Below are 14,636 nucleotides of genomic sequence, written 5' to 3' on the forward strand. Positions count from 1 at the left end.
AATTCCGCATTGAAGCGTGTTGACCTGCACCCGACAACACTCGATGCTCAATCGCAGCGTCCGGACGCGCTCCTCCACACCCCACCCCGCACGGGAGGAACGCCATGCGCGAACCCCACACCAGGAGCAACGGCACCGGCGGACGGAGACGCCTGTCCGCACTCGCCGTCGTCGCGGCGGCCCTTTTCGCCGCACCCGTGGCCACGGCCACGGCCGCTCCGCTCACCCCCGCACCCGCCACGACGGCCGCGCCCGCGGCCGCCGCGGCGAGCACCGGCACGGCCCCCGACCTGTCCGTCCGCGCCGCCAAGCGGCTGAACATCACCATGCAGGCCCAGCAGAAGACCAACTGGTGCTGGGCCGCCGGCGGCAACACCATCGCGACCTTCCTGGGCCGCGACTACAGCCAGAACCAGTTCTGCAACGCCGCCTTCGGGCGCAACCAGAACACCGAGTGCCCCAACAACCAGGCCACGCTCGGCAATGTGCAGAGCGGCCTGCGCTGGGCGGGCATCAACTCCGGCTCGTACGTCACCGGCTGGCTGCGCTACCCGACCGTGCAGGCCGAGATCAACGCGGGCCGCCCGGTCGAGACCCGCATCCAGTGGTCCAACGGCGGCGGCCACATGCACGTCCTGTACGGCTACGACGACGCGAGCAGCTGGGTCTACTGGGGCGACCCCTGGCCCTCCAACGACCGCTACAACTGGGCCTCGCACGCCTGGTACGTCGACAACGACACCTTCTCCTGGACCCACTCGCTCTACCGGATCGGGGCGTGAGAGCGATGACCCGTCACCTTCCCCGCACGACGCCGCGCCACCGGCTGGCCAGGGCGACGCTCGCCGGCACCGCCGCCACCCTGCTCCTCGGCGCCGTGGCCCCCGCGGCCTCCGCAGAGCCGGGCTCCGGCCCCGACCCCGCGGCGCCCTCCGCGTCCTCCCGCGCCGCCGCGCACCGGGTGGCCGCGGCGCCGCGCACCCTCGACACGCTGTCCCGCTTCTTCGCGCGGGAGGGAACGGTCTCCAAGGCCGCCGCCGACCCGCGCATCGACGGCGGGGCCGTGCCCGTCCACTACCTGTCCGCGGACTTCGTCGCGGGCAAGAAGGGCGCCCCCGTCGCCCGCCTGGAGTTCCTCGCCAGCAAGGCGGTCTCCTCCGACGGCCAGGAGGCCTCCCTCTGGACCGTCGAGCGGGCCGGCTCCTGGCAGGTCGTGAACATCGCGACCGGCGACGACGAGATCCGCTACGCGCGCGAGGGGGCGAAGAAGTCCCCCGGCGGCACCGTCTTCCACGAGCCGCAGATCAACGCCTGGTACGTCGAGGACGCACGGCACGCGCGCGTGCTGCCGCTCGACGAGGACGCGGTCCGCGCGGTCGGCGCCGAGGGGACCTCGCTCACCGCCTACCGCACCCGCGTGCGGCGGGCGTACGGCGACAAGCTGCCGGGCTCCGCGTACGCGAAGTCGGGCAAGGCCGGCGGCTACGCGAAGGCGCAGGACCGGCCCGAGACGGCGGCGGCGCAGTCGTCCCTCGACGTCCCCGTCACGGTCGCCTCGTCGCTGGCCGCCGTCGGTGCCCTGGCCGCACTAGGCCTCTCCGGCGCCGCACTCGTCCGGCGCCGCGGCGCCCGGCAGCGGGGCTGACCCGGCCGGCACCGGGGGAGCGGCGGCCGGGCCCCGGCCGCCGCTCCGCACTCACCCGTGCCCGCCCGGCCCGGACCGGCGTCAGTGCAGCGCGCTGCCGGCCCGCCACCGCTTCCAGTTCACGTTCCAGTCGCCGTAGCCGTTGCCCGGGTCCACGGTCTCCTTCGAGCCGACGACCCGCACGATGTCGCCGGGGATGACCTCTTCGTAGAAGCGCCGCGCGGTCCCGTCGGTGGCCAGGCCTATGCAGCCGTGCGTGACGTTGCGCTCGCCCGCGGTGGCGTTCGCGTTCGGGTTCTCGTGCAGGTACGTGCCCGAAGTCGTCAGGTGCACCGCGAAGTTGTAGTAGTCCTTGTACGCCTTCCCGTAACCCACGGTCCGCGAGTCCATGAGCACCCGGGACTGCTTGTCGAGGACGACCATGGTGCCGTTCCAGGTGTCCATGCCCGGGGCGCCCGCGGTGACCTTCACCGTGCGGGTTCCGCCGTCCTTCACCACCGTCATGGTGTGGGCCCGCACGTCCACCGTGGCGACGAGCGAACGCCCCACCTCGAACGTCCGGGTCAGCCGGGCGCCCGCCCGTACGGTGACCTTCGTGCCGGGCTTCCACGGCTCGCGGGGCCGGTAGTCGACGCGCTGCCCGTCGTGCAGGTTGCGGTCCTTCACCCAGCTCCACGACCCCGTCACGCCGGGGTCGGCCGTCACCTTCAGGCGCCGCTCGACGGCGGCCCGTTCCGCCACCGGCACCGGGCGGGCGAAGGTCAGCGACACCGGCATGCCGACGCCGACCGTCCGGCCGTCGGACACGTTGATCCGCGCGTCGTCGAGCGCCGCCGGATCCGGCGCGGGCCGCTTCGTGGGCTGCTGCCGCCCGGCCGACGCACGGTCCGCGGACGTCGGCCCGGGCTTCGGGTCCGACGTCCCCCCGTCCCGCGCGCCGCCCTGCGCCGAGCAGCCCGCGAGCGCGAGTGAACAGAGCACCGCCGCGCCCCACGCGCGCGTGGCGCTTCTCATCGTGATCCCTGTGGTCATCGGTCCCCCTGGGCTGTGTTTCGATGTACGCGACCTGTACGCACGGGCGGGGCGGCGGGTTGCACACGAGGTGCGGGAATTTTCGGTACGGGTGATCCGGTGCGGCCGGACGGGGGCGCGGGGGCATGACGGAGGACGAGTTCGACGCGTTCTACGCCGGCGCCTTCCCGCGTCTGGTCGGCCAGTTGTACGCCCTGACCGGCGACCACGGCGAGGCGCAGGACGTCGTCCAGGAGGCGTTCGTACGGGCCTGGGACCGCCGCGGGAGCTTCCTCGCCGACGAGGCCCCCGAGGCCTGGATCCGCACCGTCGCCATGCGGCTGGCCGTCAGCCGCTGGCGCCGTGCCCGGCGCTGGCTCGAACTCGTGCGCAAGGACCCGCCCGCCGACCGCGTCCCCGGCCCGGGACCCGAGCACACCGCCCTGGTCCAGGCGCTGCGCACCCTCCCGGAGGCGCAGCGCACCGCCGTCGTGCTGCACCACCTGTGCGACCTGAGTGTGGAGCAGGTAGCCTCCGAGACCGGTGCGCCGGTGGGAACCGTCAAGGCCCGCCTGTCGCGCGGACGTGCGGCGCTCGCCGCGCGGCTGGCCGCCGAACGGGCGGAGGAGCGGACCGGCGAGCGGACGGCCGGGGCCGAGGGCCGGGGCGGGGGACCGGACGCCGACGGCGACGGCGACGCGCCGCGCGCGAAGGGGAGTGGCCGTGTCCGATGACCTGACGTCCGCGTTGCACGACCTCGCGGCCGACCACCGCACGCCGCCTCCCGTCCCCGGCGCGGAGATCCGCCGTCGCGGCGCCGCGCGCGGCCGCAGGCGCCGCGCCGCCGTCGCGGGCGTGACCCTCGCCACGGCCGCCGTCGCCGTGACCGTCCTGGCCGGGCTCCTGACCGGACACGACGACGCACGCCCGCACCGGACCCCGGCACCGGCCGCCACCGACACCGGCCGCGCGCCCGCCGCCGCGGTCGACCTGTCCCGGCACCGGATGACGCTCGGCGGCCGGGAGCTGCCGGTCTCGGCGGGCACCGCGCAACACCCCACGCCGACCGGCCGGATGACCGTCGTCGCCACCCACCGCACGCTGCGCTTGGCCGACCAGACCGTGGGGCTCGGCGAGCAGTACGACCTGACGCTGCCGTGGGTCGTCGAGCTGCGCACCCCGGACGGCGCCACCAACTACGCCGTCGCACTGACCTACGACGAGAAGGCGCCGGGGCACAGGGACGTCACCCACGGCTTGATCGGGCTGCGCACCGAGGACGCCCGCACGCTCCACGACCGCCTTCGGCCGGGCGACGTGATCACCGTCAGCGCCGGTGGAACCGGACGCTGACCCGCGCTGTCAGCACCCGCAAGTAGGCTGTCCGACATGGCCGACCCTTCCAGCTACCGCCCCAAGCCGGGACAGATCCCCGACGCCCCGGGGGTCTACAAATTCCGCGACGAGCACCGCCGGGTGATCTACGTCGGGAAGGCCAAGAGCCTGCGCCAGCGCCTGGCCAACTACTTCCAGGACCTGGCCGGGCTCCACCCGCGCACCCGCTCCATGGTGACCACCGCCGCCTCCGTGGAGTGGACGGTCGTCACCAACGAGGTCGAGGCGCTCCAGCTGGAGTACTCCTGGATCAAGGAGTTCGACCCCCGGTTCAACGTCAAGTACCGCGACGACAAGAGCTATCCGTACCTCGCGGTGACGATGAACGAACAGTTCCCGCGGGTCCAGGTGATGCGCGGCCAGAAGAAGAAGGGCGTGCGCTACTTCGGGCCGTACGGCCACGCCTGGGCGATCCGCGACACCGTCGACCTGCTGCTGCGCGCCTTCCCCGTGCGCACCTGCTCCGCGGGCGTGTTCAAGAACGCCGCCCGCACCGGCCGCCCCTGCCTGCTCGGCTACATCGGCAAGTGCTCCGCGCCCTGTGTGGAGCGCGTCACCCCCGAGGTGCACCGCGAACTCGCCGAGGACTTCTGCGACTTCATGGCCGGCCGCACGGGCACGTACATCCGCCGCCTGGAGCGCCAGATGGCGGACGCCGCCGAGGAGATGGAGTACGAGCGGGCGGCCCGCCTGCGCGACGACATCGAGGCCCTCAGGAAGGCGATGGAGAAGAGCGCCGTCGTCCTCGCCGACGCCACGGACGCCGACCTCATCGCCCTCGCCGAGGACGAGCTGGAGGCGGCCGTCCAGATCTTCCACGTACGCGGCGGACGCGTGCGCGGCCAGCGCGGCTGGGTCACCGACAAGGTCGAGGCGGTCACCAGCGGCGACCTCGTCGAGCACGCCCTCCAGCAGCTGTACGGCGAGGAGAGCGGGGACGCCGTCCCCAAGGAGGTCCTCGTCCCCGCGCTGCCCGACCCCATAGAGCCGGTCCAGGAGTGGCTGACCGAGCGCCGCGGGGCCAACGTCTCGCTGCGCATCCCGCAGCGCGGCGACAAGAAGGCCCTCATGGAGACCGTCGCGCGCAACGCCCAGCAGTCCCTGGTGCTGCACAAGACCAAGCGCGCCTCCGACCTCACCACCCGCTCGCGCGCCCTGGAGGAGATCGCCGCCGCCCTGGAGCTGGACAGCGCGCCCCTGCGCGTCGAGTGCTACGACATCTCCCACCTCCAGGGCGACGACGTGGTGGCCTCGATGGTCGTCTTCGAGGACGGCCTGGCCCGCAAGAGCGAGTACCGCCGCTTCCAGATCAAGGGCTTCGAGGGCCAGGACGACGTCCGCTCCATGCACGAGGTGATCACGCGCCGCTTCAAGCGCTACCTCGCCGAGAAGGAGAAGACGGGGGAGTGGGTCGACGAGGAGACCGGTGAGATCTCCGATCTCGGCCCGACCGAGGAGGACGGGCGCCCCAAGCGGTTCGCGTACCCGCCGCAGCTCGTCGTGGTGGACGGTGGCCAGCCGCAGGTGGCGGCCGCCAAGCGGGCCCTCGACGAGCTCGGCATCGACGACATCGCGGTGTGCGGCCTGGCCAAGCGCCTGGAGGAGGTCTGGGTCCCCGACGAGGACGACCCGGTGATCCTGCCGCGCACCAGCGAGGGCCTCTACCTCCTGCAGCGCGTGCGTGACGAGGCCCACCGCTTCGCCATCACCTACCAGCGCAACAAGCGGGCCAAGCGGTTCCGGGCGGGCCCGCTGGACGCCGTGCCGGGCCTCGGGGACGCGCGCAAGCAGACGCTGATCAAGCACTTCGGTTCGGTGAAGAGGCTGCGATCCGCGACAATCGACCAGATCTGCGAGGTGCCGGGCGTGGGCCGCAAGACGGCCGAGGCCATCGTGGCGGCCCTCGCCGGGGCGACACCCGCCGGGCCCGCCGTGAACACGGCGACCGGAGAGATCATGGAAGAGGAGGAGCCCGTGACCGCGGGCCCCTCGGAGGAACGACGGGGGCAGGAGACATGAGCGAGCACGACGAAGGTGGAGAGCAAGTGAGCGCGGGCACGCCCATCGACACGCCGGCGGTCCCGGACGCCGCGATCCCGGAGCTGGTGATCATCTCGGGGATGTCCGGCGCGGGCCGGAGCACCGCGGCGAAGTGCCTGGAGGACCTCGGCTGGTTCGTGGTCGACAACCTGCCGCCCGCGCTGATCCCCACCATGGTGGAGCTCGGCGCCCGCTCGCAGGGCAACGTCGCCCGCATCGCGGTCGTCGTCGACGTCCGCGGCCGGCGCTTCTTCGACAACCTCCGCGAGTCCCTCGCCGAGCTGGAGTCGAAGAACGTCACCCGGCGCATCGTCTTCCTGGAGTCCTCGGACGAGGCCCTGGTCCGCCGCTTCGAGTCGGTCCGCCGCCCGCACCCGCTGCAGGGCGACGGCCGCATCGTCGACGGCATCGCGGCCGAGCGCGACCTCCTGCGCGAGCTGCGCGGCGACGCCGACCTGGTGATCGACACCTCCAGCCTGAACGTGCACGAGCTGCGCGCCAAGATGGACGCCTCGTTCGCGGGCGAGGAGGAGCCCGAGCTGCGGGCCACCGTCATGTCCTTCGGCTTCAAGTACGGCCTGCCGGTCGACGCCGACCTCGTCGTCGACATGCGCTTTCTGCCGAACCCCCACTGGGTCCCCGAGCTGCGCCAGTTCACCGGCCAGAACGAGGAGGTCGCGGCGTACGTCTTCAACCAGCCCGGCGCCAAGGAGTTCCTCGACCGGTACGCGGAACTGCTCCAGCTCATCGCCGCGGGCTACCGCCGCGAGGGCAAGCGGTACGTGACGATCGCGGTCGGCTGCACCGGCGGCAAGCACCGCTCCGTGGCCATGTCGGAGAAGCTCGCGGCGCGCCTGGCGTCCGAGGGCGTGGAGACCGTCATCGTCCACCGGGACATGGGGCGCGAATGACACGCAACCGCCGGACCGTCCGCCTGAGCCGACTGGGCCGCAAGCGGGGCACCCAGCCGAAGGTGGTCGCGCTCGGCGGGGGCATGGGCCTGTCCGCCTCGCTCGCCGCGCTGCGCCGCATCACCGGGGCCGGAGACCTCACCGCCGTCGTCACGGTCGCCGACGACGGCGGATCGAGCGGCCGGCTCCGCGACGAGCTGGGCGTACTGCCGCCCGGCGATCTGCGCAAGGCGCTCGCCGCGCTCTGCGGCGACGACGACTGGGGCCAGACCTGGTCCCGCGTCATCCAGCACCGCTTCCAGTCCAAGGGCGACCTGCACGAGCACGCGGTCGGCAATCTGCTGATCGTCGCCCTGTGGGAGCAGCTCGGCGACCACGTCCAGGCGCTCGACCTGGTCGGCACGCTGCTCGGTGCGCGGGGCCGGGTGCTGCCCATGTCGGCCGTGCCGCTGGAGCTGCAGGCCCTGGTCAAGGGCCACGACCCGGCGCGCCCGGACGACGTGGACACGGTCCGCGGCCAGGCCACGGTGGCCCTCACCCCGGGCGAGGTGCAGTCCGTGCACGTCGTGCCGCACGACCCGCCGGCCGTCCCCGAGGCGGTCGCCGCCGTCCTGGACGCGGACTGGGTGGTGCTCGGCCCCGGCTCCTGGTTCTCCTCGGTGATCCCGCACCTGCTGGTCCCCGAACTGCTCGACGCGCTCACCGAGACGAAGGCCCGCAAGGTCCTCCCGCTCAACCTCGCGCCGCAACCGGGAGAAACCGAAGGCTTCTCTCCGCAGCGTCATTTGGAGGTTTTGGCCCGACACGCCCCTAAACTCGCCCTGGACGTGGTGCTGGCCGACGAGGCCGCCGTGCCCGACCGTGCGTCACTGACCGATGCCGCCAAGCGGCTCGGCGCCACGGTCGAGCTGGCGCCGGTGGCCCGGCCCGACGGAACTCCGCGGCACGACCCGGAGCTCCTGGCAGCCGCGTACGACCGTATTTTTCGGATGCATGGAAGGATCGGCCCATGGCGATGACGGCAGCGGTGAAGGACGAGATCTCCCGGCTCCCCGTCACCCGGACCTGCTGCAGAAAAGCAGAGGTCTCGGCGATCCTGCGGTTCGCGGGCGGCCTTCACCTGGTGAGCGGCCGCATCGTGATCGAGGCGGAGCTGGACACCGCGATGGCGGCGCGCCGCCTCAAGCGGGACATCCTGGAGATCTTCGGGCACGGCTCGGAGCTGATCGTGATGGCCCCCGGCGGCCTGCGCCGCGGCTCGCGTTACGTCGTACGGGTGGTTGCGGGCGGCGACCAGCTGGCCCGCCAGACGGGTCTCGTGGACGGCCGCGGCCGCCCCATCCGCGGCCTGCCCCCGCAGGTGGTCTCGGGGGCCACCTGTGACGCCGAGGCGGCCTGGCGCGGCGCCTTCCTCGCACACGGCTCGCTCACCGAGCCCGGCCGCTCCTCCTCCCTGGAGGTGACCTGCCCCGGCCCGGAGGCCGCGCTCGCGCTGGTCGGCGCCGCGCGCAGGCTGCAGATCGCCAGCAAGGCGCGCGAGGTGCGCGGCGTGGACCGGGTCGTCGTACGCGACGGCGACGCCATCGGCGCCCTGCTCACCCGCCTCGGCGCGCACGAGTCGGTGCTCGCCTGGGAGGAGCGGCGGATGCGCCGCGAGGTGCGCGCCACCGCCAACCGCCTGGCCAACTTCGACGACGCGAACCTGCGCCGCTCGGCCCGCGCGGCCGTCGCCGCCGGCGCCCGCGTCCAGCGCGCCCTGGAGATCCTCGGCGAGGAGGTGCCCGAGCACCTCGCGGCCGCCGGACGCCTGCGCATGGAGCACAAGCAGGCCTCCCTGGAGGAGCTGGGCGCGCTCGCCGACCCGCCGCTGACCAAGGACGCCGTCGCGGGCCGCATCCGCCGTCTGCTCGCCATGGCCGACAAGCGCGCCCAGGACATGGGCATCCCGGGGACCGAGTCCAACCTGAGCGAGGAGCTCGCGGACAACATGGCGGTCTGACCCGCCCCGTACGCCTCTTGAGCCGCCGGCGCCCCGTTGGGCACCGGCGGCTTTCGTGTGCCCGCTCCGCCCGCCTTCACCCGCTGTATTGACATGATCATGCACCGTCACGAGCCTGGCATCCCGCACATCTGTGCCGGACAACCGCAAGGGGGGCTCATGAGACGAAGAGCGAGCGCGAGATCCGTTCTCGCGGCCGGCGTGGTGCTGATCGGCGGTCTCGCCGTCGCGCCACAGGCCGGGGCGAGCGGGCCGAGCACCACCCCGAAGGCCGACGACCCGGCCGCCGTGCAGGTCTACCAGGCCGACGTCACCGAGAAGCAGATACCCCTGCTGGTCGCGGCGGGCCAGGACGCCCACGAACTCGCCGGACAGACACCCGAGCGCGGCACCGGCCGCGTCGAGCTCTATCTGACCGAGGGCCAGGCCAAGGCCGTCGAGCGCAAGGGCATCGAACTCAGCGAGCACAAGATCACGGCAGGCGCGGAGAAGCGGCTCAAGGCGGCGGGGGACGGCGTCTTCCGGCCGTACAGCGGAAAGGGCGGCCTGCGGGAGGAGATCGTCAGGACGGGGCAGGCCCACCCCGGCCTCACCAAGGTCGTCTCCATCGGCAAGACCCTCAAGGGCCAGGACATCCTCGCCCTGAAGCTCTCCAAGAACGCCGGGAAGACCAAGGACGGCGCCAAGCCGGCCACGCTGTACATGTCCAACCAGCACGCGCGCGAGTGGATCACCCCCGAGATGACCCGCCGCCTGATGCACCACTACCTGGACAACTACGGCAAGGACAAGCGCATCACCCGGCTCGTGGACTCCACCGAGCTGTGGTTCGTGCTCTCCGCCAACCCCGACGGCTACGACTACACGCACGCCGCCGCGGCCAACCGCCAGTGGCGCAAGAACCTCCGTGACGTGGACGGCGACGGCAAGATCGCCTCCGGTGACGGCGTCGACCTCAACCGCAACTTCGCGTACAAGTGGGGCTACGACAACGAGGGCTCCTCCCCCGACTCATCGAACGAGACCTACCGGGGCGCCCGCCCGATGTCCGAGCCGGAGACCGTGGCCATCGACCGCTTCGAGAAGCGCATCGGGTTCACGTACGGCATCAACTACCACTCCGCGGCCGAACTGCTGCTCTACGGAGTGGGCTGGCAGGTCGCCACGCCGACCCCGGACGACGTCCTCTACAAGGCGCTGGCCGGTACCCCGGAGAAGTCCGCGATCCCCGGCTACCACCCGCAGGTCTCCTCCGAGCTCTACACCACCAACGGCGAGGCCGACGGACACGCGGGCAACGTCAACGGCATGGCGATGTTCACCCCGGAGATGTCCACCTGCCAGACCGCCTCGAACGTCGACCCCGACGACGCCTGGAAGCCCGCGGACTGCGCCTCCGTCTTCACCTTCCCCGACGACGAGAAGCTGATCCAGCAGGAGTTCGCGAAGAACGTGCCCTTCGCGCTCGCCGTCGCCGAGACCGCCCTCCACCCCGACCAGCCGGTCTCCGTCACCGGCGTCGACGCCCCCGACTTCACCCCCGACGCCTTCACCACCTCCTACGCGCGCGGAGGCGACCAGCAGGTCGCCGTCACCGCCCGCAGGTCGGTCCGCGAGAAGGAGCTCAACTACCGCGTCAACGGCGGCCGCACGCACGACGAGGACCTGCGCGCCTGGAAGGGCGGCGAGACCTACGGCGGCGAGGACAACCTCTACTTCGACGAGTACCGCGCGAAGGTCGAGGGCGCCCGCGCCGGCGACAAGGTCGAGGTGTGGTTCTCCGGGCGTACGAAGAAGGGCCGCACCGGCAGCGAGCACTTCACGTACACCGTCGCCGAGCGACCCAAGGCCACCACGCTCGTCGTGGCCGAGGAGGGGGCGAGCGCCACCGAGACCCAGAAGTACGTCGACGCCCTCAAGGCCAACGGCCGCTCGGCCGCCGTCTGGGACGTGGCGAAGCAGGGCGTCCCGCACCCGCTCGGCGTCCTGGCGCACTTCCCCGTGGTGGTCCACTCCACCGGCGACCCCGTCCCCGGCGCGGCCACCCAACTCGCCCTGCGCGACCACCTCAACGAGGGCGGCAAGCTCATCGAGGCCGGTGAGCGCGCCGGCGGCGACGTCGACCTCGGCGAGGCCCTCACCGACGACTTCGCGCAGTACTACCTGGGCGCCTACGACCGCGCCTCCGCACCCGGCGCCGACAGCTTCAAGGGCACCGGCGCGCTCGACGGCGTCAGCACCCCGCTCGCCGCCGCCGGCGCCAACCCGCTCGACAAGGCCGGACGCTTCACCGTCACCTCCGACATCCTGCCGCCCCGCGACTTCCCGCGGTTCAAGAGCGCGGCCGCGGGCTCCTACCCGGGCCTCGCCAACCCCTACGCCCCCTTCGAGGGCCAGGGCATGGCCTCGGCCACCCACACCGACCAGGACTACAAGCGGCTCACCCACACCATCGACCTGACCGGCGTCACCGCCGCCGACCGGCCGGAGCTGCGCCTCGCCCTCAACTGGAACCTGGAGACCGGCTACGACCACGGCCTCCTGGAGGCGCACACCACCGGCGCGGAGGACTGGACCACGCTGCCGGACAAGAACGGCAACTCCTCCACCGCCGTCCCCGCCGAGTGCGCGGCCGGCTTCTTCCTCAACGGACACCCCTTCCTGCGCCACTACCTCACGCTCGAAGGCGGCGGCTGCACCGCCTCCGGCAGCAGCGGCGCCTGGAACAGCTTCACCGGCTCCTCCGGCGGCTGGAAGCCCGTCGCGTTCGACCTCAGCGCGTACGCCGGAAAGAAGATCGAGGTGTCGCTCAGCTCCGTCACCGACCCCTCCACCGGAGGCCGCGGCCTCTTCGCCGACGACGCGCAATTCGTGGTCGGCGGCAACGCCGTCGAGTCCGAGGGATTCGAGACCTCGCTCGGCTCCTGGACCGTCGCGCCGCCCCCGCCCGGCAGCCCCACTATCACAGGCGACTGGGCGCGCACCGGGGAGCTCTTCCGTACCTTCGCGGCGGTCACAGCGCGTGACAGCGTGCTGCTCGGCTTCGGGTTCGAGCACGTGCCCGGAAACGCCGAACGGGCCGCTCTTATGGGCGCCTCCCTGGCACATCTGCGCAGCTGACAGTGCGTAATCGGGACCAAGGTCCCGGTGGCCCGTACCCCTACTGAGGGGTACGGGCCTCTGTGTCGCCCGGAGCCCCTCTCGATGTCACCTCAGAGGCCTCAGAGAGGTAGGGTCGGAGGCGGTCGGGGACATCCCATACAACTCGCCGGCGTCTAAAACCGGCGTACCAACGAGGAGATCGGTTTCGTGACGATCCGCGTAGGCATCAACGGCTTTGGCCGCATCGGTCGCAACTACTTCCGCGCGCTGCTCGAGCAGGGTGCGGACATCGAGATCGTGGCTGTCAACGACCTGGGTGACACCGCGACCACCGCGCACCTTCTGAAGTACGACACCATCCTGGGCCGCCTCAAGGCCGAGGTGTCGCACACCGAGGACACCATCACCGTCGACGGCAAGACCATCAAGGTCCTGTCCGAGCGCAACCCCGCCGACATCCCGTGGGGCGACCTCGGCGTCGACATCGTGATCGAGTCCACCGGCATCTTCACGAAGAAGGCCGACGCCGAGAAGCACATCACCGGCGGCGCCAAGAAGGTCCTCATCTCGGCTCCGGCCAAGGACGAGGACATCACCATCGTGATGGGCGTCAACCAGGACAAGTACGACGCGGCCAACCACCACGTCATCTCCAACGCCTCCTGCACCACCAACTGTGTGGCGCCGATGGCGAAGGTCCTCGACGAGAACTTCGGCATCGTCAAGGGCCTGATGACCACGGTCCACGCGTACACCAACGACCAGCGCATCCTGGACTTCCCGCACTCGGACCTGCGCCGCGCCCGCGCCGCCGCCGAGAACATCATTCCGACCACGACGGGCGCCGCCAAGGCCACCGCCCTGGTCCTGCCCCAGCTCAAGGGCAAGCTCGACGGCATCGCGATGCGCGTCCCGGTCCCGACCGGTTCGGCCACCGACCTGGTCGTCGAGGTCTCCCGCGAGGTCACCAAGGACGAGGTCAACGCCGCGTTCAAGAAGGCCGCCGACGACGGCGACCTGAAGGGCTACCTCTTCTACACCGAGGACCCGATCGTGTCGTCCGACATCGTCAGCGACCCGGCCTCCTGCACCTTCGACTCGTCCCTGACGATGGTCCAGGACGGCAAGTCGGTGAAGATCCTCGGCTGGTACGACAACGAGTGGGGCTACTCCAACCGTCTCGTCGACCTCACCGTCTTCGTCGGCGGTCAGCTCTAACCACCAGAGCAGGCACCTAGATGTGAGCACAGGGTCCGGACCGCGCAACGCCGCGCGCTCCGGGCCCTGTTGTGCGTCAGCCCACCCAAGGAGTCCAGTTCATGAAGACGATCGACGAACTTCTCGCCGAAGGAGTCGACGGCAAGCGGGTCTTCGTCCGCGCCGACCTCAACGTGCCGCTCGCCGAGGGCGCCATCACCGACGACGGCCGCATCCGCGCCGTCCTGCCGACCGTGAAGGCCCTCGCCGACGCGGGCGCCAAGGTGGTCGTGGCCTCGCACCTGGGCCGCCCCAAGGGCGCCCCGGACCCGGCCTTCTCGCTGCTGCCCGCCGCCGAGCGGCTCGGCGAGCTCCTGGGCGCGCCCGTCGCGTTCGCGCAGGACACCGTCGGCCCCGCCGCGCACGACGCGGTGGACGGCCTGCAGCCCGGCCAGGTCGCCGTCATCGAGAACCTCCGCTTCAACGCGGGCGAGACCTCCAAGGACGACGCCGAGCGGGCCGGGTTCGCCGACCAGCTCGCCGCCCTCGCGGACGTCTACGTGGGCGACGGCTTCGGCGCCGTGCACCGCAAGCACGCCTCGGTGTACGACCTCCCCGCCAAGCTGCCGCACTACGCCGGCTACCTCATCGCCACCGAGGTCGGCGTCCTGAAGAAGCTCACCGATGAGGTCAAGCGGCCCTACGCGGTGGTCCTCGGCGGCGCCAAGGTCTCCGACAAGCTCGGCGTGATCGACCACCTCCTGGAGAAGGCCGACCGCATCCTCATCGGCGGCGGCATGGCCTACACCTTCCTCAAGGCCCAGGGCCACGAGGTCGGCATCTCCCTCCTCCAGGAGGACCAGATCCCGGCCGTCAAGGACTACCTCAAGCGCGCCGAGGCGCGGGGCGTGGAGTTCGTCCTCCCCGTCGACGTGCTGGTCTCGCCGGACTTCCCGGACCTGAAGACCAAGGCCCCGGCCAACCCCACCACGGTCGCCGCGGACGCCATCCCGGCCGACCAGGAGGGTCTCGACATCGGACCCGAGACCCGTAAGCTCTACGCCTCGAAGCTCGCCGACGCGGCCACCGTCTTCTGGAACGGCCCGATGGGCGTCTTCGAGCACCCCGACTACGCCGAGGGCACCAAGGCGGTCGCCCAGGCGCTCCTCGACTCCGCGGCCTTCACGGTCGTCGGCGGCGGCGACTCCGCCGCGGCCGTCCGGCAGCTGGGCTTCGACGAGAACGCATTCGGCCACATCTCGACCGGTGGCGGCGCCTCCCTCGAATACCTCGAGGGCAAGACGCTCCCCGGCCTCGCGGCACTGGAGAACTGAGA

12 protein-coding genes are annotated in these 14,636 nt (G+C 71.9%); 11 read left to right on the forward strand and 1 reads right to left on the reverse strand.

Going from position 1 to position 14,636, the window contains the following annotated elements; translation table 11 throughout:
* Positions 1-104: 104 nt before the first annotated feature.
* Both ACZ6CV_RS04120 and ACZ6CV_RS04125 read left to right on the forward strand, forming a co-directional pair.
* Positions 105-782 (forward strand): papain-like cysteine protease family protein, encoded by a 678-nt coding sequence (locus ACZ6CV_RS04120; RefSeq protein ID WP_469249462.1) that lies wholly within the window; start codon positions 105-107, stop codon positions 780-782.
* A gap of 5 nt (positions 783-787) precedes the next feature.
* Positions 788-1,645: a hypothetical protein gene (locus ACZ6CV_RS04125; RefSeq protein WP_469249463.1), complete on the forward strand. Its 858-nt coding sequence runs from the start codon at positions 788-790 to the stop codon at positions 1,643-1,645.
* A gap of 81 nt (positions 1,646-1,726) precedes the next feature.
* On the opposite strand, the gene ACZ6CV_RS04130 is transcribed toward ACZ6CV_RS04125, so the two are convergent.
* Entirely contained in the window at positions 1,727-2,677 is a 951-nt protein-coding gene (locus tag ACZ6CV_RS04130; protein WP_469249464.1) for a L,D-transpeptidase, read from the reverse strand.
* Between the two features lie 125 nt (positions 2,678-2,802).
* Here ACZ6CV_RS04130 and ACZ6CV_RS04135 point away from each other — a divergent pair, with 125 nt between their 5' ends.
* The 9 genes from ACZ6CV_RS04135 to ACZ6CV_RS04175 all read left to right on the forward strand — a co-directional run bounded on the left by ACZ6CV_RS04135 (position 2,803) and on the right by ACZ6CV_RS04175 (position 14,634).
* Entirely contained in the window at positions 2,803-3,390 is a 588-nt protein-coding gene (locus ACZ6CV_RS04135) for a SigE family RNA polymerase sigma factor (protein WP_469249465.1), read from the forward strand.
* On the forward strand, positions 3,380-4,009 hold the full coding sequence (locus tag ACZ6CV_RS04140; RefSeq protein ID WP_469249466.1) for a L,D-transpeptidase: 630 nt from the start codon (positions 3,380-3,382) through the stop codon (positions 4,007-4,009). The genes ACZ6CV_RS04135 and ACZ6CV_RS04140 overlap by 11 nt, the downstream gene beginning before the upstream one ends.
* Before the next feature lie 36 nt (positions 4,010-4,045).
* Positions 4,046-6,070 carry an excinuclease ABC subunit UvrC gene (uvrC, locus tag ACZ6CV_RS04145; RefSeq protein WP_469249467.1) on the forward strand — a complete coding sequence of 675 codons (2,025 nt, stop codon included), beginning with the start codon at positions 4,046-4,048 and terminating at the stop codon, positions 6,068-6,070.
* The gene (gene rapZ, locus ACZ6CV_RS04150; RefSeq protein ID WP_362376308.1) at positions 6,067-7,002 is read left to right on the forward strand and encodes an RNase adapter RapZ; all 936 of its coding nucleotides are present in this window, start codon (positions 6,067-6,069) and stop codon (positions 7,000-7,002) included. Before uvrC ends, rapZ begins: the two co-directional genes overlap by 4 nt.
* On the forward strand, positions 6,999-8,021 hold the full coding sequence (locus tag ACZ6CV_RS04155) for a gluconeogenesis factor YvcK family protein (RefSeq protein ID WP_469249468.1): 1,023 nt from the start codon (positions 6,999-7,001) through the stop codon (positions 8,019-8,021). The genes rapZ and ACZ6CV_RS04155 overlap by 4 nt, the downstream gene beginning before the upstream one ends.
* Positions 8,012-9,001 carry a DNA-binding protein WhiA gene (gene whiA / locus ACZ6CV_RS04160; protein ID WP_362376311.1) on the forward strand — a complete coding sequence of 330 codons (990 nt, stop codon included), beginning with the start codon at positions 8,012-8,014 and terminating at the stop codon, positions 8,999-9,001. The genes ACZ6CV_RS04155 and whiA overlap by 10 nt, the downstream gene beginning before the upstream one ends.
* 159 nt (positions 9,002-9,160) lie before the next feature.
* Positions 9,161-12,121 carry a M14 family metallopeptidase gene (locus tag ACZ6CV_RS04165; RefSeq protein WP_469249469.1) on the forward strand — a complete coding sequence of 987 codons (2,961 nt, stop codon included), beginning with the start codon at positions 9,161-9,163 and terminating at the stop codon, positions 12,119-12,121.
* 189 nt (positions 12,122-12,310) lie between these two features.
* Positions 12,311-13,321 carry a type I glyceraldehyde-3-phosphate dehydrogenase gene (gene gap, locus ACZ6CV_RS04170; RefSeq protein WP_355817938.1) on the forward strand — a complete coding sequence of 337 codons (1,011 nt, stop codon included), beginning with the start codon at positions 12,311-12,313 and terminating at the stop codon, positions 13,319-13,321.
* Between the two features lie 101 nt (positions 13,322-13,422).
* Positions 13,423-14,634, forward strand: coding sequence for a phosphoglycerate kinase (locus tag ACZ6CV_RS04175; RefSeq protein WP_469249470.1), 1,212 nt, complete (start codon positions 13,423-13,425; stop codon positions 14,632-14,634).
* The last annotated feature ends 2 nt before the right edge of the window (positions 14,635-14,636 follow it).

The organism is Streptomyces sp. NPDC041713 (genome assembly GCF_055591085.1).

Coding starts and splice junctions, on each gene's coding strand:
- ACZ6CV_RS04120 (WP_469249462.1), top strand. CDS start 105: ATGCGCGAACCCCACACCAGGAGCAACGGCACCGGCGGACGGAGACGC.
- ACZ6CV_RS04125 (WP_469249463.1), top strand. CDS start 788: ATGACCCGTCACCTTCCCCGCACGACGCCGCGCCACCGGCTGGCCAGG.
- ACZ6CV_RS04130 (WP_469249464.1), bottom strand. CDS start 2,677: ATGACCACAGGGATCACGATGAGAAGCGCCACGCGCGCGTGGGGCGCG.
- ACZ6CV_RS04135 (WP_469249465.1), top strand. CDS start 2,803: ATGACGGAGGACGAGTTCGACGCGTTCTACGCCGGCGCCTTCCCGCGT.
- uvrC (WP_469249467.1), top strand. CDS start 4,046: ATGGCCGACCCTTCCAGCTACCGCCCCAAGCCGGGACAGATCCCCGAC.
- rapZ (WP_362376308.1), top strand. CDS start 6,067: ATGAGCGAGCACGACGAAGGTGGAGAGCAAGTGAGCGCGGGCACGCCC.
- ACZ6CV_RS04155 (WP_469249468.1), top strand. CDS start 6,999: ATGACACGCAACCGCCGGACCGTCCGCCTGAGCCGACTGGGCCGCAAG.
- whiA (WP_362376311.1), top strand. CDS start 8,012: ATGGCGATGACGGCAGCGGTGAAGGACGAGATCTCCCGGCTCCCCGTC.
- ACZ6CV_RS04165 (WP_469249469.1), top strand. CDS start 9,161: ATGAGACGAAGAGCGAGCGCGAGATCCGTTCTCGCGGCCGGCGTGGTG.
- ACZ6CV_RS04175 (WP_469249470.1), top strand. CDS start 13,423: ATGAAGACGATCGACGAACTTCTCGCCGAAGGAGTCGACGGCAAGCGG.